At 42.8% G+C, this 25,880-nt stretch carries 27 protein-coding genes; 18 read left to right on the forward strand and 9 right to left on the reverse strand.

Annotated elements, in window-relative coordinates:
* Positions 1–33 precede the first annotated feature (33 nt).
* The 5 genes from bamA (at position 34) to lpxA (ending at position 5,168) form a co-directional block, all read left to right on the forward strand.
* On the forward strand, positions 34–2,310 hold the full coding sequence (gene bamA / locus B2248_RS05505) for an outer membrane protein assembly factor BamA (RefSeq protein WP_273182515.1): 2,277 nt from the start codon (positions 34–36) through the stop codon (positions 2,308–2,310).
* 20 nt (positions 2,311–2,330) lie between these two features.
* The gene (locus B2248_RS05510; RefSeq protein WP_007145906.1) at positions 2,331–2,837 is read left to right on the forward strand and encodes an OmpH family outer membrane protein; all 507 of its coding nucleotides are present in this window, start codon (positions 2,331–2,333) and stop codon (positions 2,835–2,837) included.
* Between the two features lie 9 nt (positions 2,838–2,846).
* Positions 2,847–3,863, forward strand: a complete 1,017-nt coding sequence (gene lpxD / locus B2248_RS05515; RefSeq protein WP_273182513.1) for a UDP-3-O-(3-hydroxymyristoyl)glucosamine N-acyltransferase — start codon at positions 2,847–2,849, stop codon at positions 3,861–3,863.
* Positions 3,864–3,951: 88 nt separating this feature from the next.
* Positions 3,952–4,401 carry a 3-hydroxyacyl-ACP dehydratase FabZ gene (gene fabZ, locus B2248_RS05520; protein ID WP_007145904.1) on the forward strand — a complete coding sequence of 150 codons (450 nt, stop codon included), beginning with the start codon at positions 3,952–3,954 and terminating at the stop codon, positions 4,399–4,401.
* Positions 4,398–5,168, forward strand: a complete 771-nt coding sequence (gene lpxA / locus B2248_RS05525) for an acyl-ACP--UDP-N-acetylglucosamine O-acyltransferase (protein WP_273182510.1) — start codon at positions 4,398–4,400, stop codon at positions 5,166–5,168. The genes fabZ and lpxA overlap by 4 nt, the downstream gene beginning before the upstream one ends.
* Positions 5,169–5,196: 28 nt before the next feature.
* Here lpxA and B2248_RS05530 read toward each other — a convergent pair whose 3' ends face one another.
* Positions 5,197–6,381 carry an ammonium transporter gene (locus tag B2248_RS05530; RefSeq protein WP_273182508.1) on the reverse strand — a complete coding sequence of 395 codons (1,185 nt, stop codon included), beginning with the start codon at positions 6,379–6,381 and terminating at the stop codon, positions 5,197–5,199.
* A 280-nt stretch (positions 6,382–6,661) separates the two neighbouring features.
* Here B2248_RS05530 and B2248_RS05535 point away from each other — a divergent pair, with 280 nt between their 5' ends.
* The 3 genes from B2248_RS05535 to der are packed head-to-tail and all read left to right on the forward strand — an operon-like array spanning position 6,662 to position 9,871.
* The gene (locus B2248_RS05535; protein WP_273182505.1) at positions 6,662–7,303 is read left to right on the forward strand and encodes a YfgM family protein; all 642 of its coding nucleotides are present in this window, start codon (positions 6,662–6,664) and stop codon (positions 7,301–7,303) included.
* Positions 7,293–8,468, forward strand: a complete 1,176-nt coding sequence (gene bamB, locus B2248_RS05540; RefSeq protein WP_273182503.1) for an outer membrane protein assembly factor BamB — start codon at positions 7,293–7,295, stop codon at positions 8,466–8,468. The genes B2248_RS05535 and bamB overlap by 11 nt, the downstream gene beginning before the upstream one ends.
* The gene (der, locus tag B2248_RS05545; protein ID WP_273182500.1) at positions 8,465–9,871 is read left to right on the forward strand and encodes a ribosome biogenesis GTPase Der; all 1,407 of its coding nucleotides are present in this window, start codon (positions 8,465–8,467) and stop codon (positions 9,869–9,871) included. Before bamB ends, der begins: the two co-directional genes overlap by 4 nt.
* Positions 9,872–9,874: 3 nt before the next feature.
* Here the strand turns inward: der and B2248_RS05550 are convergent, their stop codons facing one another.
* Positions 9,875–10,213: a hypothetical protein gene (locus B2248_RS05550; protein WP_273182498.1), complete on the reverse strand. Its 339-nt coding sequence runs from the start codon at positions 10,211–10,213 to the stop codon at positions 9,875–9,877.
* Between the two features lie 115 nt (positions 10,214–10,328).
* Between B2248_RS05550 and B2248_RS05555 the strand changes: the two genes are divergently transcribed.
* From B2248_RS05555 to fabB, 6 genes are all read left to right on the forward strand, one after another.
* Entirely contained in the window at positions 10,329–12,509 is a 2,181-nt protein-coding gene (locus B2248_RS05555; protein ID WP_273182495.1) for a type I secretion system permease/ATPase, read from the forward strand.
* 2 nt (positions 12,510–12,511) lie between these two features.
* Entirely contained in the window at positions 12,512–13,843 is a 1,332-nt protein-coding gene (locus B2248_RS05560) for an HlyD family type I secretion periplasmic adaptor subunit (protein ID WP_273182492.1), read from the forward strand.
* Complete coding sequence (locus B2248_RS05565; protein WP_273182491.1) at positions 13,840–14,511, forward strand: LuxR family transcriptional regulator; 672 nt, start codon at positions 13,840–13,842, stop codon at positions 14,509–14,511. The genes B2248_RS05560 and B2248_RS05565 overlap by 4 nt, the downstream gene beginning before the upstream one ends.
* 126 nt (positions 14,512–14,637) lie before the next feature.
* Positions 14,638–15,957, forward strand: a complete 1,320-nt coding sequence (locus tag B2248_RS05570; protein WP_273182489.1) for a TolC family outer membrane protein — start codon at positions 14,638–14,640, stop codon at positions 15,955–15,957.
* Positions 15,958–16,093: 136 nt separating this feature from the next.
* Positions 16,094–16,609 (forward strand): 3-hydroxyacyl-[acyl-carrier-protein] dehydratase FabA, encoded by a 516-nt coding sequence (gene fabA, locus B2248_RS05575; protein ID WP_040576271.1) that lies wholly within the window; start codon positions 16,094–16,096, stop codon positions 16,607–16,609.
* Positions 16,610–16,618: 9 nt separating this feature from the next.
* Positions 16,619–17,836: a beta-ketoacyl-ACP synthase I gene (gene fabB, locus B2248_RS05580; RefSeq protein WP_273182486.1), complete on the forward strand. Its 1,218-nt coding sequence runs from the start codon at positions 16,619–16,621 to the stop codon at positions 17,834–17,836.
* 29 nt (positions 17,837–17,865) lie between these two features.
* Here the strand turns inward: fabB and B2248_RS05585 are convergent, their stop codons facing one another.
* Positions 17,866–18,039 (reverse strand): hypothetical protein, encoded by a 174-nt coding sequence (locus tag B2248_RS05585; protein ID WP_007145891.1) that lies wholly within the window; start codon positions 18,037–18,039, stop codon positions 17,866–17,868.
* 54 nt (positions 18,040–18,093) lie between these two features.
* Between B2248_RS05585 and B2248_RS05590 the strand changes: the two genes are divergently transcribed.
* Genes B2248_RS05590 through B2248_RS05605 form a run of 4 tightly spaced genes read left to right on the forward strand, consistent with a single transcriptional unit; the run spans position 18,094 to position 20,899 of the window.
* Entirely contained in the window at positions 18,094–18,858 is a 765-nt protein-coding gene (locus B2248_RS05590) for an alpha/beta fold hydrolase (protein ID WP_273182484.1), read from the forward strand.
* Positions 18,851–19,201 carry a nucleotide pyrophosphohydrolase gene (locus tag B2248_RS05595; protein WP_273182483.1) on the forward strand — a complete coding sequence of 117 codons (351 nt, stop codon included), beginning with the start codon at positions 18,851–18,853 and terminating at the stop codon, positions 19,199–19,201. The genes B2248_RS05590 and B2248_RS05595 overlap by 8 nt, the downstream gene beginning before the upstream one ends.
* Before the next feature lie 56 nt (positions 19,202–19,257).
* A complete protein-coding gene (gene purU / locus B2248_RS05600) occupies positions 19,258–20,115 on the forward strand; it encodes a formyltetrahydrofolate deformylase (protein ID WP_273182481.1) in 858 nt (285 codons plus the stop codon).
* Between the two features lie 25 nt (positions 20,116–20,140).
* A complete protein-coding gene (locus tag B2248_RS05605) occupies positions 20,141–20,899 on the forward strand; it encodes an SDR family oxidoreductase (protein ID WP_273182479.1) in 759 nt (252 codons plus the stop codon).
* A gap of 35 nt (positions 20,900–20,934) precedes the next feature.
* Here B2248_RS05605 and B2248_RS05610 read toward each other — a convergent pair whose 3' ends face one another.
* From B2248_RS05610 to dapE, 6 genes are all read right to left on the reverse strand, one after another.
* Complete coding sequence (locus tag B2248_RS05610) at positions 20,935–21,279, reverse strand: DUF4870 family protein (protein ID WP_273182478.1); 345 nt, start codon at positions 21,277–21,279, stop codon at positions 20,935–20,937.
* Between the two features lie 40 nt (positions 21,280–21,319).
* Positions 21,320–22,084, reverse strand: a complete 765-nt coding sequence (locus B2248_RS05615) for a metal ABC transporter permease (RefSeq protein ID WP_273182477.1) — start codon at positions 22,082–22,084, stop codon at positions 21,320–21,322.
* Positions 22,081–22,974 (reverse strand): metal ABC transporter substrate-binding protein, encoded by an 894-nt coding sequence (locus B2248_RS05620; RefSeq protein ID WP_273182475.1) that lies wholly within the window; start codon positions 22,972–22,974, stop codon positions 22,081–22,083. The genes B2248_RS05615 and B2248_RS05620 overlap by 4 nt, the downstream gene beginning before the upstream one ends.
* A gap of 9 nt (positions 22,975–22,983) precedes the next feature.
* Positions 22,984–24,351 (reverse strand): outer membrane beta-barrel protein, encoded by a 1,368-nt coding sequence (locus tag B2248_RS05625; protein ID WP_273182474.1) that lies wholly within the window; start codon positions 24,349–24,351, stop codon positions 22,984–22,986.
* 91 nt (positions 24,352–24,442) lie between these two features.
* Complete coding sequence (locus B2248_RS05630) at positions 24,443–24,733, reverse strand: hypothetical protein (RefSeq protein ID WP_273182473.1); 291 nt, start codon at positions 24,731–24,733, stop codon at positions 24,443–24,445.
* Between the two features lie 9 nt (positions 24,734–24,742).
* Entirely contained in the window at positions 24,743–25,873 is a 1,131-nt protein-coding gene (gene dapE / locus B2248_RS05635; protein WP_273182471.1) for a succinyl-diaminopimelate desuccinylase, read from the reverse strand.
* Positions 25,874–25,880 lie beyond the last annotated feature (7 nt).

Genomic DNA, 25,880 nt, shown 5'->3' on the forward strand with positions numbered 1-25,880 from the left:
TCTTTCGTCGACGGATAGTTATTGCTGATAACAATGAATAAATTACTGCCTATACTCCTGTTTTTGTCCTTTATCTCAGTCGCAAAAGCTGAGTCCTTTACCATCGAAGATATCCGTATAGAGGGATTGCAACGTATTTCTGCTGGTACCGTCTTTAATTATCTCCCTGTAAAAGTCGGAGATACGATGACGGATAACGATGCAAAAGGCATTATTCGTTCATTGTTCAAGTCAAAGTATTTCAACGATGTTGAAGTGGAAAGACAAGACAATGTACTGGTTATTAAAGTAAAAGAACGTCCGGCGATATCTAGCATTGAACTTGTCGGTAATAAAGACATGGATTCTGCCGAATTACTGAAATCGCTTCGCGAAATTGGTTTTGGTGAAGGTCAGGTGTTTGAGCAAGCCATGCTTGAACGGGTAGAGCTGGAACTGGAACGCCAATATTTCAGCCGCGGTAAATATGGCGTTGCTATTAGTTCAGAAGTGACACCACTATCACGAAACCGTGTCGCTATTCGTATCACCATGGCAGAAGGTGTTGTTGCCACAATCAGTGAAATCAATATTGTCGGTAACCATGCTTTCGATGATGAAGAGCTGATGACGGACTTTCAGACGACAACCGGTTCACTGTTATCATTCCTGACAAAAGACAACCAATACTCTCGCCAAAAATTATCTGCTGATTTAGAAACACTGCGTTCATTTTATCTGGATCGTGGTTATGTTGACTTTACTGTGGAGTCGACTCAGGTATCTATCAGTGATGACAAAAAACACATGTTTATCACTATTAATATCAGTGAAGGTGAGAAATATAAAATCAATCAGGTACGTCTGGCAGGTAACTTGATTGTTCCGGAAGATGAATTATTCAAGTTAGTGACGATTCGAGAAAATTCTGTATTTTCACGTAAGGCGATCACAAAGAGTACTGAGAACTTAACTAACCGTCTGGGTAACGACGGTTACGCTTTCGCCAATGTAAATGCGGTACCAGAAATCGACCGCGAGAAACGTGAAGTGGATTTAACGTTCTTTGTTGACCCTGGTCGCAGAGCGTATGTTAGACGTATTAATATTTCAGGTAATAGCAAAACACGTGATGAAGTATTACGCCGCGAATTCCGTCAGCAGGAATCTGCCTGGATTTCGACTGAAAAAGTCGAGCAATCAAAAGCACGTGTATCACGGCTGGGTTATTTTGAGAATGTAAACGTTGAAACTATCCCGGTTGCTGGCGTTCAGGATCAGGTTGATTTGGACTTTGGCGTCACAGAAACACCGTCTGGTAGTCTTTCAGCCGGTATCGGCTTCTCGCAATCTGATGGCCTTATTTTTAATGCGAATGTGACACAGAAGAACTTCTTGGGAAGTGGTAAACATATTCGTTTTGGTTTTAACAATAGCAGTATCAATACTATTTATAGTTTTGGTTACACCAACCCCTTTGTGACGGTTGATGGTATCAGTCAAGGCTTTAATGCTTTCTATCGTAAAACTGATGCTGATGAAGCCAATATCGCTACTTATACACTAGATGCCTTTGGCGGCGATATTACCTTTGGTATTCCAATTTCAGAGGAAAATCGTATTAACCTAGGTGTCGGTTATGAGCATACTGAAATCGATTTACCATCCGACAATACCATTTCACGTTATTCTGACTTTATTAAGCGTGAGGGTGACTCTTTTGATACTGTCACATTAAACCTTGGCTGGTCGAGTGATGACCGTGACAATGCATTGTTACCTACAAGTGGTATCTCGCAAACACTGACAGGTGAGTTTGCAGTGCCAGGGCCGTCACTGCAGTACTACAAACTGAAATATAAGGCTAATGCGTACCATCCGATCAATGAGACATTTACCTTCTCTTTAAGAGGTGAGTTTGGTTATGGTGATTCGTATGGGGATACAGAAGAATATCCTTTCTTCCAGAATTTCTATGCGGGTGGTATCAGAAGTGTCAGAGGCTTCCAGGCTAATACGCTTGGTGTTAAAGAAGATGATGAACCATTAGGTGGTAATTTACTGGTCAGTGGCGGCGCTGAAGTTATTTTCCCAGTACCATTTATGAAAAAAACGTTAAAATCTTTCCGCCTGAGTGCATTTACTGACTTTGGTAACGTTTACGATGTGAATCAAGATTTTGATGCGGGTTTATTGAGATATTCAGCCGGTCTGTCAGCTATATGGATTTCACCATTCGGTGCAATGTCGTTTAGTATAGCTGCACCGTTGAAGAAAGAAGACGGCGATGAGACTGAAGCATTCCAGTTCTCATTAGGTTCGACGTTTTAATTAATTATTTGGAGTTGAGTGTGAAGAATTTGAAGTTTATTTGGCTATTATTTGCATTGTTCATCGCCGCACCTGCTAGTTATGCAGCAGATTTAAAAATCGGTGTTGTAAATGCAGGCGTGGTGCTCGATAAATCACCACAAAAAGCAGCAGCACTCGCAAGGTTAGAAAAAGAATTTTCAGCAAGAAGTAAGTCTTTAGAAGCAAAACATAAAGCACTAAGAGCCGCTCAAGAAAAACTGAATAAAGATGGCGCTATTCTAAGTGCTGAACAACGTCGTGATAAAGAACGTGACTTATTGAGTGATCAGCGTGAGTTACAACGTCTTCAGGATGAATATAGTGAAGATTTGTCTATTCGTCGTAACGAAGAGTTGAGAAAGCTTGAAAAAGACATCGCTGAAACAATTGTTGATTTAGCCAAAAAAGAGTCTTATGACCTTGTTTTATACCAAGGCGTTATCTTTGCCAGTGATAAAGTAGATCTGACTGATAAAGTTCTGGAAATGTTAAAAGCTAAGAAATAGAGTGCGCCTGTGAGTTTGACTCTTGCTCAAATAGCGGAATATATCAATGGTAATGTTATCGGCGATGCTAATTACTCAGTTAGCAGCGTCGGTACATTATCAAATGCTGATTCAAGTCAGCTTAGTTTCTTATCCAACCCCAAATACAAAAAATTCTTAAATCAGTCCCATGCCGGTGCCATAATCGTTTTAAAAGGTATGGCTCAGTACGTCACAACAAATGCCATTGAAGTTGATGATCCATACGTTGCCTATGCAAAAGCGGCAAGTCTACTTCACCCTACTGAAAAAAAACTTCCAGGCATCCATCCGTCAGCATCTATTGACCCATCAGCAAAGATTGGTACTAATGTCTGTATTGGTGCGAATGTTGTCATTGAGCAATCAGTCATCATAGAAGATGAAGTGGTGATTGGACCGGGATGTGTTATCGAGCATGATGTGATTATTCGCAAAGCGACAAATCTCAGACCTAATGTAACATTATGCTTTGGTGTTAGCATTGGTGAAAGGACAATTATTCATCCTGGTGTAGTCATTGGTGCGGATGGTTTTGGTATCGCTAACGATAATGGCCACTGGATAAAAGTGCCTCAAGTTGGATCTGTCAATATTGGCAATGATGTTGAGATTGGTGCCAATACTACAATTGATAGAGGTGCCATTGATGACACGGTTATTGCTGATGGCGTGAAACTCGATAATCAAATACAGATCGGACACAATGTCACAATTGGTAAACATTCTGTTATAGCTGGTTGTACGGGTATTGCAGGAAGTACTTCTATTGGTGAATATTGTGCCATTGGTGGTGGTACTGGCATGGCAGGACATATTAATATTGCCAGCGGTGTGCAATTAACCGGGATGAGTATGGTCACTAAGTCTATTAATGAAGCAGGTATTTATTCTTCAGGTATTCCTGTTGAACCTGCTAAACAGTGGCACAAAAACGTGATTAGATACCGCCAAATGGATAAATTATATGATCGTGTTAAACAGCTTGAAGAAAAAACAAAAGATTGATTCGAGTATTGTTTCGCTTTACCAAAATGGCGACTCAAAGTAACATTGTCGGTCTTTATTAATATAATAATAGTCAAGGGATATTAGCTTGAACACGATTGACATACATGAAATTCAACGCCTGTTACCTCATCGATACCCTTTTTTACTAATCGATAGAGTCATTGAATTTACACCTGGCGAGCATTTAGTCGGCATCAAAAACGTTACATTCAATGAACCACACTTTACAGGCCATTTTCCTCAGCGTGTTATCATGCCAGGTGTGTTAATCCTTGAATCCCTTGCTCAAGCAACAGGTTTGTTAGCGTTTAAAACAGCTGATGAGATTCGGTCTGATGAAGCGCTATATTATTTAGCAGGTATTGATAATGCCCGTTTCAAAAAGCCAGTTGAGCCAGGCGATCAGCTAAGACTCGAAGTGAAGCTGGTCAAAAATAAACGTAATTTATGGAAATTTACAGGTGAAGCGAGTGTTGATGGCGAAGTCGTTGTCAGCGCAGATATCATGTGTGTTAACCAAGAAATGCCAAAGTGATTCATCAGACAGCTATTATTGATCCAACAGCGGTTATTGCAGATAACGTCAAGATTGGTCCCTTTTCTGTCATTGGCCCAAAGGTCGAGATTGGTGAAGGGACTGAAATTGCTTCACACGTGGTGATTAATGGACCAACAAAAATTGGTAAAAATAACCGCATATTCCAGTTCGCCTCAATAGGTGAGGAGCCTCAGGATAAAAAATTTCACGGTGAAGATACACTACTTGAAATTGGTGATAACAATCTTATCCGCGAGTCAGTGACGATTAATCGAGGAACTGTTCAGGGAGGGGGGATAACCCGTCTTGGCAGTAATAACTGGATTATGGCGTATGTGCATATCGCACATGATTGTATTATCGGTAACGATAATATTTTTGCTAACAATGCTTCATTGGCGGGACATGTCATCATTGACGATTTTGTTATTTTGGGTGGCTTTACTCTAATTAGCCAATTTAATTATATGGGATCACACTCTTTTAGTGCGATGGGCAGTGTGATTTCGAGAAATGTCCCACCTTATATTCTTGTTTCTGGGCATATGGCAAAACCTTTTGGTATTAATGTTGAAGGTCTGCGCAGACGTAATTTCAGCGATATTCAAATTAAAAATATTCGCCAAGCTTATAAAGTTTTATACCGCTCAGGGCTAAAACTTGAAGAAGCAGAGCTGCGTATTGATGCCATAGAACAAGAATCAGATGAGATTTCTTTATTAGCTGATTTTCTCAAGAAGCAGGAAGGCGGCATAATCCGATAATATCGGATTATGCGCTTTCTCGTTATATCTAATCATTATTGGGTGTTGCTGTAATTTTGTGAATGCTTAAGTCTGCACCCTCATATTCTTGTTCTTGGGTTAACCTTAGTCCCAGTAATAGTTTAAGCATACCGTAAACTGCAAACCCGCCGACAAAAGCAATCAAAATGCCAAGTCCAGTGCCGATAAGCTGAGATATTAAGCTGACTCCGCCCATGCCGCCTAGCGCAACCTGACCGAATATCCCCGCTGCGATACCTCCCCAAACACCACACAATCCATGAAGTGGCCAGACACCTAATACATCGTCTATTTTCCATTTATTTTGTGTCAGGGTGAATGTAAAGACAAACAATGCCCCTGCAACTAGCCCTGTCATGAGTGCGCCTAATGGATGCATAATGTCAGAACCAGCACAGACAGCGACAAGACCGGCTAATGGTCCATTGTGGACGAAGCCTGGATCATTTTTACCGACCAGGCATGATGCTAATATACCGCCCACCATTGCCATCAATGAATTAATAGCCACTAAACCACTTATACCGTCAATGGCTTGTGCTGACATAACATTAAAGCCAAACCAACCAACGGTTAAAATCCACGCACCTAGAGCTAGAAAAGGTATATTGGAAGGAGGGTGAGCAAAAATCTCTCCTTTTTTTCCGTAACGACCATGCCGCGGACCTAAATGTAAAACAGCTGCTAGCGCAATCCAGCCACCCACAGCATGTACGACGATTGAACCCGCAAAATCGTGAAAGCTGGCACCAAAGGAAGAATTTAACCAGTCCTGAATACCATAGGCACCGTTCCAGCTGATTCCTTCAAAAAGAGGATAAATAAAGCCGGCAATAAAAAATGTGGCAATTAATTGAGGATAAAATTTTGATCTTTCTGCGATGCCTCCTGAAACAATAGCAGGTATCGCGGCAGCAAACGTCAGCAAGAAAAAGAATTTTACCAGGCCGTAGCCATAGTTTTCGTTGAGTGTGGGAGCAGCATCAAAAAAATGTAAATTGTAGGCGATGCCATAACCAATAAAGAAATAAGCGATTGTCGATATTGCAAAATCAACAATAATTTTAACAAGCGCATTGACCTGATTTTTTTTGCGAACTGTTCCGACTTCGAGAAACGCAAAGCCGGCGTGCATGGCAAGCACCATTATGGCGCCTAGTAATATAAATAAAACATCATTTGCATTATGCACTATCTTATCCCCTCGTTGGTTTAGATATAAAGCACCAAAATAGCAAGACTCGCACCAAAAATGAAAATTAAGTTAAATCAATAGTATATGGATGCAGATGTGCAATATTGGACTATATGATGATTTGTTTTGGTGCGAATCTATCATGTTGGGCACTAAATTAGTGCAGTTAAAGAAGTGTATGGTTAGCATTCATTGAATTGTTGATCCACAAGCTGCTGATAAAAACGTATAATCAAGCGCTTTATATTGATGATAAAACTGATGTTGAGGAGACCGCATGGATATCTATGCATCTGATGAAGAAAAAGCAGAAGCAATAAAGCAGTGGTGGCGTGAAAATGGTCGCTCTGTATTTGTAGGCGTGGTGTTGGGGATCGCGTGTATTTTTGGTGTCCGTTATTGGATAAACTATCAACAGGTTCAGGATCAACAAGCCGCTTTAACTTATCAGCAAGCCATCGTCTCGGTAAGCAACCAAGACAGCGAAGCTGCGGAAATAAGTACTGAAAAGTTAATGCAGGATAATAAAAAGAGTGCATATTCAGTATTTGCAGCCTTACAAATGGCTGAGAAAGCCAGTGAAGCGGGCGAGGTTGATAAAGCAAAAGATTACCTTTCATGGGTAATTGCTAACGCGGAGTTATCCGGACACAGAGCATTAGCAAAACTTAGACTGGCAAAGGTCGAATTCGATAACGGTCAGTTAGATGAAGCATTGAAGCAAGTGACATCTAACGATGCTGCAGCGTTTGATTCACTATTCGCTGAGTTGGAAGGCGACATCAAAACAGCACAAGGACAAGCAGAAGGAGCCCATGCCGCTTATCAAAAAGCTTTAGTTGGGCTCAATTCAGGTGAGCCAAGACATACCTTGATTGAAATGAAATTAGATGACGTGGCAGCTGCACATGAAAGTTAATTTGCGTTTACTGACGATAGGTTTATCACTAAGCATGTTTTTATCAGCATGTAGCACCGTGGGTGATTGGTTTGCTGATGAGTCCTATGAAGAACCACCAGAACCATTAACAGAGTTTACCAGTGAAATTAGCCCCAAAATTCTGTGGGATAAAGGCGTTGGTGATGGCGCCGGTGAAAAAAAGGTGGAGCTGTCATCTTGGTGGCAGAATAATAAACTCTTTGCCGTTGATCATGAAGGTGAGGTGACGGCATTAAATGCTGAAACGGGTCGTGAAATTTGGGATGCTGACCTTGATCTGAATGTAGTCACCGGTATTGGTGGCGGCATGAATATGGTTTACGTTGGTTCAGACAAGGGTGTCGTCGTTGCTCTGAACGAGGCCGATGGCAAAGAGTTATGGCGTACCCAATTGACCAGTGAAGTCTTAGCACCAGTGACATCAGCAAATGATGTTGTTGTCAGCCGGACATCTGATGGGCGGGTCAGCGGTATTTCAGCTCAAGATGGCAAAGTACTCTGGTCATACCAACGTGCTGTACCGTTGTTAAGTTTGCGTGGTGCTGGCCGACCCGTTATTGCTGGTAATGAAGTTATCGCAGGTTATGACAATGGTAAGTTGGTGGCATTATCGTTAAATGACGGTAAAGTTTTGTGGGAAAATAGTATCGCTGTCCCACGTGGACGTACCGAGTTGGAACGTTTGGTTGATATCGATGCAGATCCTGTTGTGATCGACGATACGGTTTATGTAGTGACTTATCAGGGACAGCTTGCTGCCGTTGATATTAATTCTGGCCGTGTTTTATGGTCACGTGATATGTCTTCACAAATAGGACTAGACGCCGCTTACCATGATGCGGTTTATGTGACGGATGATGAAGGCTATGTCTGGGCTGTACAGGATGGTAGTGGTGACGCATTATGGCGTCAGACAAGATTATTACGTCGCCAAGCGACAGCGCCCGCGATTGCTGGTAACTATATTGTTGTTGGTGATTTTGAAGGATATATCCACTGGATCGCCCGCGACGATGGACGTTTTGTTTCACGTCAACAAGTGAGTGACGGACCAATCTACTGTAAACCATTAGTTATTAATGGTGTTGTTTATATTACTGCCGCTGATGGCAGTATTACCGCTCTGAGAGTACCCGAAAATTGAAACCTGTAATCGCGCTGGTTGGCCGCCCTAATGTTGGCAAGTCAACAATATTTAATCGGCTAACACGAAGTCGTGATGCACTAGTCGCTGATTATGCCGGTCTGACGCGTGATCGTATTTATGGCAAGGTGAAAGAACCCGGCTTTGATTTTATATTAATTGATACCGGTGGACTCACCGATCAAACTGACAATATGTCAGATTTGATGCGTAAACAAGCTAAGCTAGCGATTGATGAAGCGGATCTTATTTTGTTTATTGTTGATGGTCGAGCAGGTCTGATGCCAACAGATTCAGATGTGGCCCAACAACTACGCAATGATGGAAAACCTGTTTGTCTTGTTATCAACAAAACAGAGGGGGAACGTCGTGAAATTATATCTGCCGAATTTTATGCATTAGGTTTGGGTGAGCCACAGGTCATTTCTGCCACTCAGGGCAGAGGGATTGATAGTTTATTAGCTGAAATTAAACAACGTATACCGGCGGTTGAGAAAATTGAAGCAGATGAAGCCGAGGCCTTTGATGAGAATGAAATCCGGCTGGCTGTATTGGGAAGGCCTAATGTTGGTAAATCAACATTAATTAATCGACTACTTGGTGAAGAGCGTGTGGTAGCCTTTGATGAGCCAGGAACAACACGCGATAGTATTCACATTCCTTTTGAGAAAGACGGTGTTAATTACACATTAATCGACACGGCAGGTGTCAGACGTCGGTCGAAAGTCTCTGAAAAGCTTGAGAAGTTTAGTGTTTTAAAAACTTTACAGGCTCTGGAAGATGCGAATGTCGTGATGTTGGTGCTTGATGCTCATGAAGGTATTGTTGAGCAGGACTTGCATCTGGCCGGACTGATTGTTGAAAGTGGACGTGCCGTTGTCATTGCTGTGAATAAATGGGATGGTCTGGAAAAAAGTGAACGAGAATGGGTTACAACCAATATCGAACGACGTTTACCTTTCCTGAATTTTGCCAAGACACACTTTATTTCGGCACTGCATGGTAGTGGCGTGGGTTTGTTATTTAAATCAGTCAGACAAGCATTCCAATCTGCCATGACTAAAGTACCAACGTCACGATTAACACGTGTGCTGGAAGATGCGATTGCTGATCATCCGCCACCGTTAGTTAGAGGTCGTCGTATTAAGTTTCGCTATGCACATCTGGGAGGGAAAAATCCACCCAGAATTATTATTCACGGTAATCAGACGGAGTCGACCCCGAACAGTTATAAGCGTTATCTGGAGAATACATTCAGAGAGGCGCTGAAATTACAGGGAACACCGGTGATGATTGAGTTTAAAACCAGTGATAACCCATATCGTGATAAAGCAATAAAAAGTGCTAGTCAGAATGCGCCACAAAAAAAACAGCGCCCACCAAGAAAGAGCCGTAAAAGTTAGAGGTTAGAGAAGGCCGGGATCATCACTCATCAGGTTTTCAAGGCTATTGAGTTGATCCCTGACTTTTTCACGGTTGGCTAATTTTTCTCTTGCCGCTAGCGGTAAATCTGTAAATAAAATAACTTGTTTATCTATTAGGGTGTTGATCAAATCTTCCAATACCCTGATTAATGATAAGTCCGATGCACTTAGCGCAGAAAGGCTATCTTCTTTTTTTTCCGATTGTGTTAAATAATCGACTAATTCAGCAGAGTTTATTGATAATTTTTCTGTGGCCTCATCCTGAGGCCTGTCATAGACAGCAATTATTTTTGCTGACTCGTCTCTTTTCACATAAACCATTATATTAGTACCTCATAAACTCATGCCAGCAACACATTACGATAAGCAATGCTTTACAGTAAACTAAAAAACTGTGAAACTCATCAAGTTTTATTAATAACTACAAGTAATAAAGATGCGTACGGAGCCTGTCATCAATACGAGTAAAAATGAGCAATGGGATGCTCAGGATAGCTACCGTACTCATGATGATCCTTTATTGTCCTGTTTGACACTGCTGGCTAAAATTTTGAATAAGCCGCATAGTCCGGAGTCTCTGGTTGCTGGTCTCCCATTAGTTAACAATAAACTCTCACCATCCCTGTTTAGTCGTGCCGCTGAACGCGCTGGCTTATCTTCACGTATTGTGAAGAGAAAGTTAACGAAAATTCCGAATCTTGTTCTACCAGCTGTTTTATTACTCAATGATGCCAATGCTTGTATTGTTCTGGAATTGAGTAACACTCAGGCTCGAGTCATTTTCCCAGAAACAGGGGAAGGGGAAGCAGAAATTCCATTAGAGGAGCTAAATGCTCAATACTCTGGATACAGTATTTTTATCAAACCCGTTCACCAATTTGATAAGCGTACGGAATTTTCAGTTATACCACGGGCGAACCATTGGTTCTGGGGTACGATTCTGCGTTTTTGGCCAGTTTATGGCCAGGTTTTTATCGCATCTATATTAGTAAACAGTTTTGCACTAGCTTCACCGTTATTTGTGATGAATGTGTATGACCGGGTCGTGCCGAATAATGCCACTGAAACACTTTGGGTGCTGGCTATCGGGGTCGCAACAGTATTTTTCTTTGAATTACTTTTACGAACGCTGCGCGCTTATTTTATTGATATTGCTAGTAAAAAAGCGGATGTCATACTTTCTGCCACTATTTTTGAGAAGGTCATGGCAGTGAAAATGTCTGCACGGTCCAACTCAGTAGGGTCATTTGCCAATAGCATGCAGGAGTTTGAGTCTTTCAGAGAGTTTTTTACCTCAGCTACGTTAACTACGTTAGTGGATTTGCCCTTTTCATTATTATTTATAACCGTTATCTGGTTAGTGGCTGGTCCTGTTGCCTTCATTCCACTGGCCGTGATTCCACTAACAATACTAGTCAGTCTGATTATTCAGTTTCCTTTATCAAAAACCATTCAACATTTATTCAGGCATTCGGGCCAGAGAAGTTCTACTTTGATTGAGACTTTAACCGGCTTAGAAACGATCAAAAGTATTGGTGCCGAGACGCCAATACAGCGTAAATGGGAACAGACAATCGGATTTATGACGAAATACAGTCAACGCGCCCGAATTTTATCTGCTACTGCGATTAATTTTTCCTCTTTTCTTCAGCAAATGGCATCCATTACCGTTGTTGTTTTTGGGGTCTACCTGATTACTGAAAATGAAATTACGATGGGGGCCTTAATTGCCAGTACTATTCTGACCGGACGAGCATTAGCGCCCATGGCTGCCTTGGCCGGCCTTCTAACACGTTACCACCAGTCCAAAGCGGCATTAAGCTCATTGAACAGCCTTATGGCCCTACCTGTTGAGAGACCCTCAGGACGAGAGTTTCTGCATCGTCCTGAATTTAAAGGCGGAATTGAGTTTAAAAAAGTCAGTTTCCGATATCCAGAGCAGCCTATAGATGCCTTAACTGATGTGTCTTTTAAAATTAATGCTGGTGAAAAAGTGGCTTTTATCGGCCGTATTGGCTCTGGCAAAAGTACCCTAGAAAAACTCATGCTTGGCTTATATGAGCCAGATGAAGGTTCTATTTTGCTTGATGGGACCGATATTCGACAGGTTGATCCTGTCGATTTAAGAAAGAATGTTGGTTATGCACCTCAGGACGTTGTGCTGTTTTATGGCAGTATTCGTGAAAACATCACCATGGTGGCACCATTCGCTGAAGATCATGAAGTACTCAAAGCGGCCGACATAGCAGGCGTCACCGAATTTGTTAATCGCCATCCTTCAGGCTTTGATATGCCAGTAGGTGAGCGTGGTGAAGGTTTGTCGGGCGGACAACGTCAAAGTGTGGCCGTTGCCAGAGCGTTATTGTTAGATTCTCCCGTCATCATGCTGGATGAACCCACCAATGCCATGGATAACAGTACTGAAGAACGCTTCAAAGCAAAACTGGCTGAAAATATTAAGGATAAAACTTTATTGCTGGTTACCCATAAAGCCTCTTTATTAAGCTTGGTGGATAGAGTGATTGTGATGGACCAGGGTCACATTGTGGCTGATGGACCAAGAGAACAAATTCTGACAGCACTTAAAAATGGCCATATAAAAGTGAACAAGGGCTAAATATGGCATGGTTTAACAAAACGAATTCAGATGACCTTGAGTTTATGTCAGAAGTCAGCGCCGCTTCGCTGGAAAGCTCGCCTCGACTTGGTCATTCATTGTTACTGCTAATTACCTTATTTTTTATTTGTGCCTTTTGGTGGGCCAGTGTGACCGAGTTGGATGAAGTGACACGTGGGCAGGGTAAGGTGATTCCCTCGAGTAAAGTCCAAGTTATTCAAAACCTGGAGGGAGGGATTCTCTCTGAGGTTTTGGTTAATGAAGGTGACTTAGTTGACAAAGGTGATGTGCTGCTTCGAATTGATGACACACGTTTTTCATCTTCTTTCCGTGAGACACAACTGAAATATTGGGAATTGCTGGCACGCAAAGCACGTTTAACAGCTGAGGTTGAGGGTAAACCATTGGAATTACCTGAGGAAATCATTAAGCAACAGCCTTCATTGGCAGCCAGTGAACGTTCCCTATATCAATCCAGGCAGCTAGAGTTACAGAGCAGTATCAATGTGCTTGAGCAGCAAGTAAAACAGCGTGAACAAGAGTTACTGGAGAATCAGGCTAAACTGAATAAACTGAGCACAAGTTATGATTTAAGTCGTCAAGAGCTGGAAATGTCTGAACCCTTAGTTTCAGTGGGGGTGATATCCGAAGTCGAATTATTAAGACTTAAACGTGCAACCAATGATTTACGTGGAGAAATGGAAACTACGCGATTAGCCATTCCCCGAATTCGCTCGACACTCAATGAAGCGAAACAAAAAATTAAAGATACAACGTTGCGCTTTAAATCTGATGCTGCCTCACAACTGAGCGAGGTACAGTCAGAGTTAGCCATTACTAAAGAGACAACCACTTCTCAAGAAGATAGAGTGAGGCGTACATTAGTACGCTCGCCCGTTAAAGGTAAAATAAAACAGCTAAAAATAAATACGGTAGGTGGCGTTATTCAACCTGGGATGGATTTAGTTGAAATTGTTCCTGTTGAAGATAATCTGTTAATTGAGGCCAATATTCGGCCGTCTGATATTGCGTTTTTGAGCCCTGGACAACAAGCCATGGTGAAACTAACAGCTTACGATTTTTCCATTTATGGTGGACTTCCTGCTACATTAGAAAGAATAAGTGCTGATACAATTACAAATGATGAGGGAGAGAGTTTTTATCTTATCTACTTAAGAACAGATAAAAACTATATTGATAGTAGTAAAGGTCCATTAGAGATTATCCCAGGTATGACTGTAACGGTTGATATTATGACTGGCAAAAAAACGGTGCTGGATTATTTATTCAAACCGATACTCAAAGCTAAAAATGAGGCGATGAGAGAACGTTGATTAATCAAACCATACCAAATATGCCGGATATGGCAAACAAGTCAATGCTTTATTGCATCGGGACGGATGCCCAACAACTTGTGCATATCAAGCACCTTTTGGCGGACAGATATGATCTGTGTGAGTTTTCCTGTATCGAAGACGCGCAATCTACGCTTAATGGAAAAAACCCAAATCTCATTCTGTGTCATCTATCTTGTCTGAATGGTAATGCAAGCTCTTTATTCAGCATTATGGACAATGCTGTCACCCGTGCTCGTGTGCTTATTATCGGACCTAAACTTTCTGTTATTGAACAGATTTCGATTCTTAAACAGGGCGCACGCGGATATTTTCAAGAAGAACTTGTTGATGATAAGTTACTGATTGCACTTGATTTGATTCAGCGGGGGGAAGTTTGGGTAGAACGGCACGTTATTGCTGGGTTAATTGATGAATTAAATCACGCACCTCAACTTTCAAATGAGCAGCAAGCAAAATTGGACAGTTTGTCGCGTAAGGAGTTGGAAGTCGCTGAGTTGGTAAGTCATGGTGCGACAAATAAAATGATTGCCAGGACAATGAATATTACGGAAAGAACTGTAAAAGCACATCTAACAGCGATATTCCAGAAAATGAATATTCCGGATAGACTGTCACTTGCTATATTTTTCAGGGATTTACGTTAGTTATATCAAACAACAGTATGTTATGTTTTAATACATCGTGCCATTTTTAAGCACAATGGAATGAGGCTTATATTCAGTCATTGAATGTGAAACGTTCAGGCTGGGGGGGAATTGGGATTTGAAGTGATGAAGAAAAGTTTAGTTTTAAGCTTACCTTTATGGGTAATGGCATCTAGTGTTTCTGCTCAAACGTTGGAAAGTGCAGTAATGCATACTATTGAGTCAAATCCCGATATCCTTGCTGCTGTGAGTGAACGACAAGCTGTTTCTAAAGAAATTGATCAGGCAAAGGCCGGATATTATCCAACTCTGGATTTAGCTTTGGGTACGGGCTGGGAAATGACTGATAACCCGAATACACGTTCAGCGGGACGTGGCGAAGTCAGACTGAACAGGGATGAGGCGAGCTTACAGTTGCGTCAAATGTTGTTTGATGGCATGGAAACTAAAAACGAAGTTCTACGACAAGAATTTAGAACAAATTCGCGTGCCTCAGCGGTGTACAGTGCTGCAGAAAATACCGGATTGGAAGCTGTTGACGCTTATCTTAATGTGCTGAGACAGCAGAAAATTGTTGAATTAGCTCAAACCAACCTTGAAGCGCACCAACGGACACATGATCAAATTGTTCTTCGCAGTGAGCGTGGTGTTGGTCGTGGTGCAGATATGGACCAAAGTCTGGGTAGGCTTGCTTTAGCTGAAGCTAACCTGATGGAAGAAGAAAGTAAATTGCGTGATGCAGAAACGACTTTTATCCGCGTTGTTGGCGAGCCACCTGAATCATTAGAAGAGCCTGAAATCCCCGAGAATCTGATTCCTGATACCTTGGATGCAGCAATAGCAAAAGCCGTTGATAATCATCCAACTTTAAGATTAGCGAACTTTGACCTGGAATCAGCCCGAGCACAGCACGCCACCGCAAAAGCGCCATTTTATCCCGATCTACATTTGGAAGTAGGTACGCGTGCTGATCATAATATTGATGGTCAGGTGGGAACGGATAAAGACATCACAGCCATGTTGCGTTTACGATATAACCTATTGAATGGCGGACGTGATTCAGCCCGGCGTGAAGAGACTGCCTATTTAATTAATCAAGCAGCCGAGATTCGAAATAATACTTATCGTGAAGTGGAAGAAGGAACGAGGCTTTCCTGGAATGCATGGGAAACGGTCAAAAGCCAGATGTCATATCGCGAACAACATGTTGACTCAAGTCAAAAGTCACGTGATGCCTACAGACAACAATTCAGTCTTGGACAGCGCACCTTATTAGACTTATTGGATTCTGAGAATGAAGTTTTCAGAGCACAGACGGCTCTGGTAAACACTGAGTATGACGAGCTGTATGCGCAGTATCGTATTTTGAATAGTATGGGACTATTGCTTCAAGGCTTAAATATTAAAGCACCTGAGGCTGCAGAGACTATTGCTATAAAACAGTAAATCACTATTTCAACAGTTTCACAGCCACGGGAAAGCCCGTGGCTTTTTTATATATATGGGAATGACGTTTTTTTCTGGTTTAGAAACGATCGTGGTATTATACGGAGCCCAATTGGCGGGATAATTAAGAGAATTCATGAGTAAGCAATCATCATTTACATACGAAGAATTATTGCAGTGTGGACACGGCGAAATGTTTGGTCCTGGCAATGCACAACTCCCTGTTCCCAATATGCTGATGATGGATCGCATTACTCATATTGCAAATACAGGTGGTGCTTACGGTAAAGGCGAAATCATTGCAGAATTGGATATACATCCGGATCTTTGGTTTTTTGATTGCCACTTCCCGGGTGATCCCGTTATGCCTGGTTGTTTAGGCTTGGATGCGATGTGGCAACTCGTCGGATTTTTCCTAGCTTGGGATGGTAATCCAGGCCGTGGCCGAGCATTAGGCTCAGGTGAAGTCAAATTTACCGGACAAGTACTACCAACAGCGAAGAAAGTTACTTACCGTATTGATTTAAAACGTGTTATTGCACGCAAGCTGGTTTTGGCTATTGCGGATGGCACGGTATCTGTGGATGGGCGCGATATCTATACTGCAAAAGATTTACGCGTTGGTCTGTTTACATCAACCGATGATTTTTAGGATGTCATAATGAAACGTGTTGTCGTTACAGGGTTAGGTATCACGTCTTGCTTAGGTCTTGATGCCCAAACAGTGACAGAGTCTCTTCGTCATGGCCGCTCAGGTATTCGCTTTAAACAAGACTATGCGGATATGGGGTTTCGCAGCCATGTTGCAGGCACCATTGATATTGATTTCAAAGAATATATCGATCGCAAAACATTACGTTTTATGGGCGATGCTGCTGCCTATGCCTATATTGCTATGGAGCAAGCGATTGCTGACGCAGGTTTAACCGAAGAGCAGGTTTCTAATATCCGAACGGGTCTTATTATGGGATCCGGTGGCGCTTCTTCTTCGAATCAGGTTGAAGCGGCTGATATCTTGCGTGAGAAAGGCTTAAAACGTATTGGGCCTTATCGCGTTACTCAAGTTATGGGTAGTACTACTTCAGCCTGCCTTGCCACACCGTTTAAAATCAAAGGCGTGAACTATTCCATGTCATCCGCTTGTGCAACTAGTGCGCATTGTATTGGTACTGCCATGGAACAAATTCAACTCGGCAAGCAAGATATTGTGTTTGCGGGTGGGGGTGAAGAAGAGCACTGGTCAATGAGCTCATTATTTGATGCGATGGGTGCTCTATCAACCAAATATAACGATACGCCGGAAAAAGCATCTCGTGCTTATGATGCTGACCGTGATGGTTTTGTGATCGCAGGCGGCGGCGGTGTGTTAGTACTTGAAGAGTATGAACATGCAAAAGCCCGTGGCGCTAAAATCTATGCTGAATTAACCGGCTATGGTGCAACATCCGATGGTTACGATATGGTGGCGCCATCTGGTGAAGGTGCGATGCGTTGTATGCAACTCGCCATGTCAACGATTCGTGGCAAAGTTCAATATATTAATGCTCATGGCACCAGCACACCGGTAGGTGATTTGGCTGAATTAGGTGCTATCAAAAAGACTTTTGGTGATGATATTCCTGCCGTAGGATCAACAAAATCATTATCAGGTCATTCTTTGGGCGCTGCTGGTGTTCAAGAAGCGATTTATAGTCTGTTGATGCTGGAAAATGATTTTCTTGCCGCCTCGGCTAATATTGAAACCTTAGATCCTGAAGCGGAAGGCATGCCTATTCTGCGGGAACGTGTGGATAACGCTGGACTCACAACAGTCATGTCGAACAGTTTCGGCTTTGGTGGAACCAATGCCTGTTTGGTGTTTGAAAAGCTCGATGATTAAAGAAAAAAGCCACCTTTCGGTGGCTTTTTTTATTGTAGATCGTCGTCAGTGACTGGGCCGCGTTTGCCTGCGTTGGCTTCTTGAATCAGTGTGATCAGTAATTGCTTTTTATCAGGATCATCAAGATATTTTGAGCTGAACGTAATACCAAATTTATCGGCATATTGTTTCACCAGCATCACTAGGATTGTTTCGTCTTCCACATCGGGCTCCAGATTATTTAAATTGTTCAATTATAACGTTTCAACAAGCTATCAATGAAATTGCATTATCAAGAAAGTGGTGAAGGGATACCTTTAATTATTATCCACGGCTTATTTGGCTCAGCGGATAATTGGCGCAGTATGGCGAAGTATTTTTCACGTTTTTATCGTGTTATTAGTGTTGATTTACGCAATCATGGCCGTTCCCCACATAGTGATGAGCAGAACTTTACTGTCATGGCTGAAGATATTCATGAGTTATGTGAATACTTGCGATTGGAACAGGTGAATATCTTAGGCCATTCACTTGGCGGCAAAGTAGCGATGAAATTTGCTGCAATGTATCCGGTCATGGTTTCAAAATTGGTGATCGTGGATATTGCTCCTCGCCAATACTTCAGTGCACACACACCGCTGATGGATGCGATGATGGCTCTGAATTTATCTGAGTTTACTAGCCGAAATGAGGTCGATGCTGCTTTAGCTCAGTCTATTCCTGATAAGGCTGTTCGTCAGTTTTTATTGATGAACTTAGTTTCTGAGCATGAGCGCTTTAAATGGCGAATTAACCTGACAGCGCTTAAAGCCAACTTTAAAGAATTAATGGCGTCTATCTTTGATAGCGAGGTGTTAACTATGCCGAGCTTATTTGTTTATGGTGAGTTATCTGACTATGTTACTGAGCAGGATCGACAACAAATTTCAGCACAGTTTACGCATGCGGAATTTAATTGCATTGAAAAGGCAGGGCACTGGGTTCAGGCTGAACGTCCACAACAATTTAAGCAGGTTGTAGAGGAGTTTTTACAAGATGATTGAGACAGAACTCTTGAAAGAACTTATTGAATTTCGCCGGGAGAGGGACTGGGAACAGTTTCACAATGCTAAAGATGTGGCGATTTCTCTATCTATAGAAGCTTCAGAGTTGCTGGAATGGTTTCAATGGAAGAGTGCTGAGCAAGTGCAGCAACGGCTCGCGTCCGATAAACGTGAAGAGCTGGAAGATGAAATAGCTGATGTCGCAGTTTATCTTGCTTATCTTTGTCATGACTTAAACATTGATTTAAATCAGGCCATCAAAAATAAAATGCAGAAGAATGCGGCTAAATATCCACGAGATAAAGTCAAAGGTCGTAATGATAAGTACGATGAATATTCATAAAGCCGAATTACAGTGCTAGGATTTAGCTTTTTTATTTTATTTCTTAGGAAACCCTCATGAGCGCCATTGTTTTCCTGATTCAGTGTAAAGACCAAAAAGGTCTAGTCGCAGGAATCACTAGCTTTTTTGCTGAAAGACAGTTTAATATTCTGCACTGCCAGCAATATACTGACACTGAAGTTGGCCAGTATTTCATGCGAATTAAGCTTGAAGATGATGGTAGCTTCAATCATCAACAGCTTGAAGCTGAGTTTAGCCAGTTTGCCGCCACTATCGACTTAAACTGGTCTGTTCGCTACAGTGAGCAGCCTTATCGAGTAGCTTTACTGGTGACAAGAGCTTCACACTGCCCATACGACTTACTACTCAGAGAGTTAGAGGGTGAACTGAAATGCGATATTCCTCTTATCATAGGTAACCATCGTGATTTAGAGGATATGGCCTGTCAGTTCGATAAGCCGTTCTATCACTTACCCATCACGGCAGAAACCAAGCAGGCACAAGAAGCGGAGATAAAGCGCCTGCTGGCCGAGTTTGATATTGATCTGATCGTGATGGCGCGTTACATGCAAATCTTGTCAGAGGAATTTGTGACCGAATTTTCTGGTCGGATTATTAATATTCATCACGGATTCTTACCTGCCTTCCAAGGCGCTAAACCTTATCATCAGGCTTATGAGCGTGGCGTTAAAATTATTGGTGCCACAGCCCACTATGCGACAGCTGAGTTAGATGAGGGACCGATTGTCGCTCAGGATGTGCAACATGTTCAGCACGATAACAGTCCGCAAGATCTGGTGATGATGGGAAAAGATATTGAACGTATTGTGCTGGCGAGAGCAGTCAAAGCCCACATTGAGCATCGAATTATTATCAATGGTCGCCGTACCATTGTGTTTTCTGAAGGTGCCTGAATAATCTAAATAAGGAGTCGAGTGCATGACGAATAAAACCATCATAATTACGGGAGCTACCTCAGGGTTTGGGGAAGCTTGTGCCAGAGTATTTGCAAACAATGGCTGGCAATTAATTCTGACGGGACGACGCCAGCAACGACTAGATGATTTACAGCAAGAGTTGGGTGGTAAAGATAAAGTGGCTACCTGCTGTTTTGACGTGACAGACAGAAAAGCGGTTGAAACTGCTATTCATGGTTTAGCCGAACCTTTCAAAAAAATTGATGTGTTACTGAATAATGCTGGATTGGCATTAGGGCTGGAACCCGCTCAGGAAACCAATTTAGATGATTGGGAAAAAATGGTGGATACCAATATCAAAGGCTTGCTTTACTGTACTCGGACTATACTACCGATGATGACAGAGAGAAAGTCAGGATATGTGATTAATATCGGCTCTGTTGCCGGTAACTGGCCTTATCCTGGGGGTAATGTCTACTGTGGTACCAAAGCATTTGTCAGGCAGTTCTCACTGGCGACACGGGCTGATTTATTAGGCTCGAATGTCCGTGTCACTAATGTGGAACCTGGCAATGCCGAAACCGAATTTTCTAAGGTACGTTTTAAAGACGATGGCGCGCGGGCAGATAAAGTCTATGAAGGCACGAGAGCACTAGATGCCGAAGATATTGCCAATACGGTCTGGTGGCTGGTGAATACCCCTGAACATGTGAATGTGACCACGATTGAAGTAATGCCCACCCAGGAAGCAAATGGGCCGATGGCATTTTATCGCCAATAAAATATAAAAGACCGGGTTATCCGGTCTTTTCTTTTTTAGCCAAAGAGCCAGCTTGTTGGATTCGGATGTGGCTGCTGTTGATCCAAATATTTCATACCTTTGACACAGCGCACGACTACCCAGATAACCCAAAACACTAACACCAAATAGCCAACTAAAAAGAACGCAAATAACACGCCGATAAATAAATACAGAAGACCCATCCAGAATGTTCGGATCTGAAACTGGTAGTGCGACTGTAACCAAGCTACTGCATCGTCTTTATGAATATAAGCTATGACTACTGCAACAAAACCTAAAAACTGAATAATAATATTTGCGATAAATAATAAATAAACGAGTTTGGCCGTTTGTTGGCTGGCCTGTGTTGATTCGCTCATGCATCTTTCCCGGTATATGTATTCACATAATCTACCAAATTTATCGTTGCTTTAGCCATTGCAGCATAAAACGGCTTATTACAACTAACACAAATAATGTCCAAACAGTCATTGCGCCCATTGGAACATCAAGTAATAACGCTAACATCAGGCCAAAGAAGTAACCCAGAAAGCCTATACCATAACCAAGCAAAAGCTTATGACGGGTTTTCTCAAATCCACGGCTGGCTAAAGCAGGCAAGATTAAACTGGCAAAGACTAAATACACACCGACTAACTGCACCGAAGCGGTCACAGTGAGTGAAAACACAATATAAAAAAGCCAGCTACGCTGTGATTGCATGGTGAACCAGATGAATAACAATGCGGCGTAGAGTAAACCTACCCATAACAGGTGAGAAGGTGTCACCCATAAAATCTGCCCCACTAATAAATCATGTAGTAATTCATCACTATGAGGGGCATGGCTGACTAGTAAAATCCCACCGCTGGCGGCCAATATAAATAATAAGCCGATTAAGGCTTCGACAATATGCGGATAACGTTTCTCTAACCACAGCACTAAAACAGAGGCAGAGAGTGCACTAGCTGCTGCACTGACTTGTAACCAGGGACCATGCATATCACCAATAAAAATAGTGGCGGCCATCACCCCAAGTGCCGCCATTTGCGCAATGGCAAGATCAATAAAAATAATGCCTCGTTTCAATACTTCCTGACCGAGAGGCACATGTGTTGTCAGAACTAACATGCCTGCCACGAGGGCAGGCAATATTAGCGACCAATCAAGATTGATCAGGTTCATTTAGCGCCATCCAGTAATAAGTTGATGGTGTCATCATAGAGCTCAAACAAATTGTTACTGTTGTTATCACCACCCACGGTGAATGGCAGTAACACTTTTTTGATACCTGTTTTATCCACCAACCAATCAGTGGCTCTTGGTGACTGATAAGCGGCCAGAATCACCATTTTTGCAGGTGTCTGTTTTAGCTTTTCAACTACTGATTGCAACTGTTTTACCGTTGGCGGTACAGCAGGTTTTGCCTCCAACACAGCCACTTCGTTCAGACCTAACCATTTAGTCAGGTAAATCCAGTTTTTATGCTGCACAACAATGGGCACACCTTTCAGTGGAGCCGCTTTTTCCTGCCATTGTTTCATGGCTGTTTGCCAGCGCTGTTGGAAATCTTGCCAGCGTTGTTCATAGTTGCTGGCATGTTCAGGATCACGTTGTTTTAGTCTCTCAGCCAGCGCTTCAGCCACTTTAAAAATATTTTCCGGACTGGTTTGAATATGCGGATTACCTGCCGCATGCACATGGCCCTGACTACGATCAACTGTGGCAGGCTTTTCCAGTAAACGGACATAATCGGCCGCCATGAAATAGCCTTCAGCACCAATCTGGATATTGGGGTTACCGGCCTTACGTTGGAGTAATGGCAACCAACCCACTTCTAATTCAGCACCAGTGCAAACTAATAAATCCGTTTTACGGGCTTTAGCAATCAGGCTCGGACGTGCTTGAATGTAATGCGGATCCTGTAACCCACTGGTTGCACTGAATACTGATACATCATCGCCCCCTAACTCTTCAGTCAATGATGCCCATTCTGGTTCGCAAGCGAACACAGACAGTTGAGCCCAGCTAGGTGAGCTCAATAAAATTAAAACAGTGAAAATAAGCGTTTTCATTATGAACTCCTAATATTGGTGCGCGCCATGAGCGCCAAGGCTAACGGTGTATTGCAGAATCATTTGCCAATCATCATCGCTGTACGATTGATCATGATTGATTTGCGCACGAATACGACTGAACTCACTCGGTAAGTATTCCACCATGGCACTAGTACGTTGTGGATGGCTTCTGCCACCTTCAAGCCCCGCATCTGCCAGCAACTCATCATCCGATGCTCGATGTTTACTGCCTAACCAGTCATAACGCAGACCGGAACGCCATTGCGGATTGAACTGATAAATACCTTCCAGATAACCGCCGTATTGTTTTCCATCGTAATTAGCAAACTCATCGCTGCCATGACTGATATTGCCGTCATCATGCAGATACATGAATTCACCGATCAAGGTCAGATTTTCTTGACGGAAATTACCATTAGGTGCCCATTTGTAAACCAGGGAGAGGTTGGTGATATCTGTGTCGCCATTGAATAGTGCTGAACTTTCCTCTTCATCACCATGACTGTGGCCGCTACTGTATGAGCGATCATCCGGGCTTGAACGCCAGTGTGAAATGCCTGCTTGCCAGCTGCTTTCTATACCAATATCTCCACCGGTTTTGGCATAGACCAGCCAATCACCAATACCACTATGATCGCCGCTGCCAGGATAACTATCACCATTACCGACACTGGTACCTACTTCCAGCATATAGTCCGTGGGTAACAGATAAGATAATTTCACACCGTCAGTAGAAAGCTGATTACCAAATAAACCCCGGTAAATCAGTGGTGCATCAGCAAAATTCCAAGCATGAGCATGACGTTCGTTCAAATAACCAATAGGGGCAAAATAACGACCCGCTCGGACAGTTAAGCCATTGCCTAAACCTAAGGTTTCGATAAAGGCTTCTTCGACTTCCAGCTCAGTTTCATCATCATGATCGTGAACGGCTAAGGTGGCCTGACCATAAAATAGTTGATCGATATTTGAGCTGACTGTTAACTCACTCTCACCGAGAGAGAACCCTTCCGAATCCAAACCACCTTCACCTTGAACATTAAAGCCATCCAAAGCGTAATCATCCGCGTGGTTTTGATATTGATTAAATGAGCCATTTAACACCATGCTGATCGCTGGGTTAAAGGTATTACTACTATTAGCTGATGCAACAGGAGCCGCAGATTCTGGCGCTGTTGCTACTTCATCAGCTACAGCTTGGGTAGTGGCTTCTGCTTCAGATAAACGTTGCTCAAGTTGTTGAATACGTTGCTCATAATCGGCACGCATTTTTGCGATTTCTTGTTTCAAATCATCAATATCGCCAGCGAACGCAGGTGATATCGGGCCCAGTGCAGCTGTCATCAGTAGCACAAGCAGTTTTTTGCTTTTCATAAACTTTCCTCATAGCCATAAGCTATAGCTACAGATCAATCTGCAAACGACGGATCTGTAGTGTGATTAAAAATAGATTGAGTTGGAGAGATTATGAAAAAACGGGTGGGGCGCGGATAAGATAGGATTGACGCTGCGCGAAAGGCAGAGTGGTTACAGGAGAGTCTACTTCGAGACTAATAACGGCTTGTTGCAGATAAATGCTGACATCAGCAGCTACATCGGCAAGTGGGAAATGACCAATCGCATTGAGGCGCTCACATTGCGCTTCCGCTTTATGGAAAGGATGTTCAGCATCATGCCAGACAGCAAACGACTGCAATAGCAGCACAATCGCTGCTAACACATAGATGTAGTGTCGTTTATAATGTCTTTGATACAAGGGAATAGCCTAGCTAACCAGCAAATAAGTCAGCAGAGTCTCATAAATTTTAGACAAGGTGTCAAGATCTGCTGTAGAAACACACTCATCAATTTGGTGGATGGTGGCATTTAATGGCCCAAGTTCGATGACCTGAGTTCCGGTTGGTGCAATAAAGCGCCCATCAGAAGTACCACCCGAGGTTGAAAGAGTTGTCTGGTAGCCTGTTACATCAAAAATAGCACGCTGAACCGCTTCTAATAACTGTCCGCTAGCTGTCCGAAATGGCTGACCAGAGAGCTCCCAGTTCAATTCATAATTGAGTTCGTGTTTATCTAAAATGGCATGTACGCGCTGTTTTAATTCGTCGTGAGTGACTTCAGTGGAGTAACGGAAATTAAAGACAACTTCAGCGGTGCCAGGGATGACATTGGTGGCACCTGTGCCCGAGTTCAGATTAGATACCTGAAAGCTGGTAGGTGGGAAGTCTTCATTACCTTGATCCCATTCAATTTCACATAATTCAGTGAGGGCAGGACTTAACAAGTGAATCGGGTTTTTCGCCAGGTGTGGATAGGCAATATGGCCTTGTTTACCTTTTATGCTGAGACGACCATTAAGTGATCCACGACGACCATTTTTGACGATATCACCGACTTTTTCTGTGCTAGATGGTTCGCCGACCAAGCACCAGTCAATATGTTCGCCACGGCTTTGTAATGTTTCGACAACTTTGACAGTCCCGTTGATGGCCGGACCTTCTTCATCACTGGTAATCAAAAACGCAATGCTGCCCTCATGGTCCGGATGTTTTTCTACAAAACGCTCACACGCGGTGATGAATGCAGCAATACTACCTTTCATGTCCGCTGTACCGCGGCCATACATCATGCCATCAATGATATTCGCTGAAAAAGGTGGATGGCTCCAATTCTCAAGTGGGCCGGTTGGCACCACATCAGTATGGCCGGCAAAGGCAATGACCGGGCCTTTTTTACCGCGTCTTAACCACAGGTTATCGACATCATCAAAACACATATGTTCTGCATGAAAACCAGAAGGTGCCAGACGGTCAGCTATCATGATCTGACAGCCTTTATCTTCGGGTGTGACGCTGTCGCGACGAATTAATTCTTGGGTCAGTTGTATGGTTTCGGACATGAAAAGT

It is taken from the genome of Methylophaga sp. UBA2012 (genome assembly GCF_002335235.1).
Classification (GTDB): Bacteria; Pseudomonadota; Gammaproteobacteria; order Nitrosococcales; family Methylophagaceae; genus Methylophaga; species Methylophaga thalassica.

Bases quoted from the DNA above. Each gene is read 5' to 3' on its own strand.
- B2248_RS05535 (WP_273182505.1), top strand. From the start codon at position 6,662: ATGGATATCTATGCATCTGATGAAGAAAAAGCAGAAGCAATAAAGCAG.
- fabB (WP_273182486.1), top strand. From the start codon at position 16,619: ATGAAACGTGTTGTCGTTACAGGGTTAGGTATCACGTCTTGCTTAGGT.
- B2248_RS05595 (WP_273182483.1), top strand. From the start codon at position 18,851: ATGATTGAGACAGAACTCTTGAAAGAACTTATTGAATTTCGCCGGGAG.
- B2248_RS05610 (WP_273182478.1), bottom strand. From the start codon at position 21,279: ATGAGCGAATCAACACAGGCCAGCCAACAAACGGCCAAACTCGTTTAT.
- fabA (WP_040576271.1), top strand. From the start codon at position 16,094: ATGAGTAAGCAATCATCATTTACATACGAAGAATTATTGCAGTGTGGA.
- dapE (WP_273182471.1), bottom strand. From the start codon at position 25,873: ATGTCCGAAACCATACAACTGACCCAAGAATTAATTCGTCGCGACAGC.
- B2248_RS05560 (WP_273182492.1), top strand. From the start codon at position 12,512: ATGGCATGGTTTAACAAAACGAATTCAGATGACCTTGAGTTTATGTCA.
- B2248_RS05570 (WP_273182489.1), top strand. From the start codon at position 14,638: ATGAAGAAAAGTTTAGTTTTAAGCTTACCTTTATGGGTAATGGCATCT.
- B2248_RS05590 (WP_273182484.1), top strand. From the start codon at position 18,094: ATGAAATTGCATTATCAAGAAAGTGGTGAAGGGATACCTTTAATTATT.
- B2248_RS05555 (WP_273182495.1), top strand. From the start codon at position 10,329: ATGCGTACGGAGCCTGTCATCAATACGAGTAAAAATGAGCAATGGGAT.
- B2248_RS05625 (WP_273182474.1), bottom strand. From the start codon at position 24,351: ATGAAAAGCAAAAAACTGCTTGTGCTACTGATGACAGCTGCACTGGGC.
- B2248_RS05620 (WP_273182475.1), bottom strand. From the start codon at position 22,974: ATGAAAACGCTTATTTTCACTGTTTTAATTTTATTGAGCTCACCTAGC.
- B2248_RS05615 (WP_273182477.1), bottom strand. From the start codon at position 22,084: ATGAACCTGATCAATCTTGATTGGTCGCTAATATTGCCTGCCCTCGTG.
- bamA (WP_273182515.1), top strand. From the start codon at position 34: ATGAATAAATTACTGCCTATACTCCTGTTTTTGTCCTTTATCTCAGTC.
- B2248_RS05605 (WP_273182479.1), top strand. From the start codon at position 20,141: ATGACGAATAAAACCATCATAATTACGGGAGCTACCTCAGGGTTTGGG.
- purU (WP_273182481.1), top strand. From the start codon at position 19,258: ATGAGCGCCATTGTTTTCCTGATTCAGTGTAAAGACCAAAAAGGTCTA.
- bamB (WP_273182503.1), top strand. From the start codon at position 7,293: ATGAAAGTTAATTTGCGTTTACTGACGATAGGTTTATCACTAAGCATG.
- B2248_RS05550 (WP_273182498.1), bottom strand. From the start codon at position 10,213: ATGGTTTATGTGAAAAGAGACGAGTCAGCAAAAATAATTGCTGTCTAT.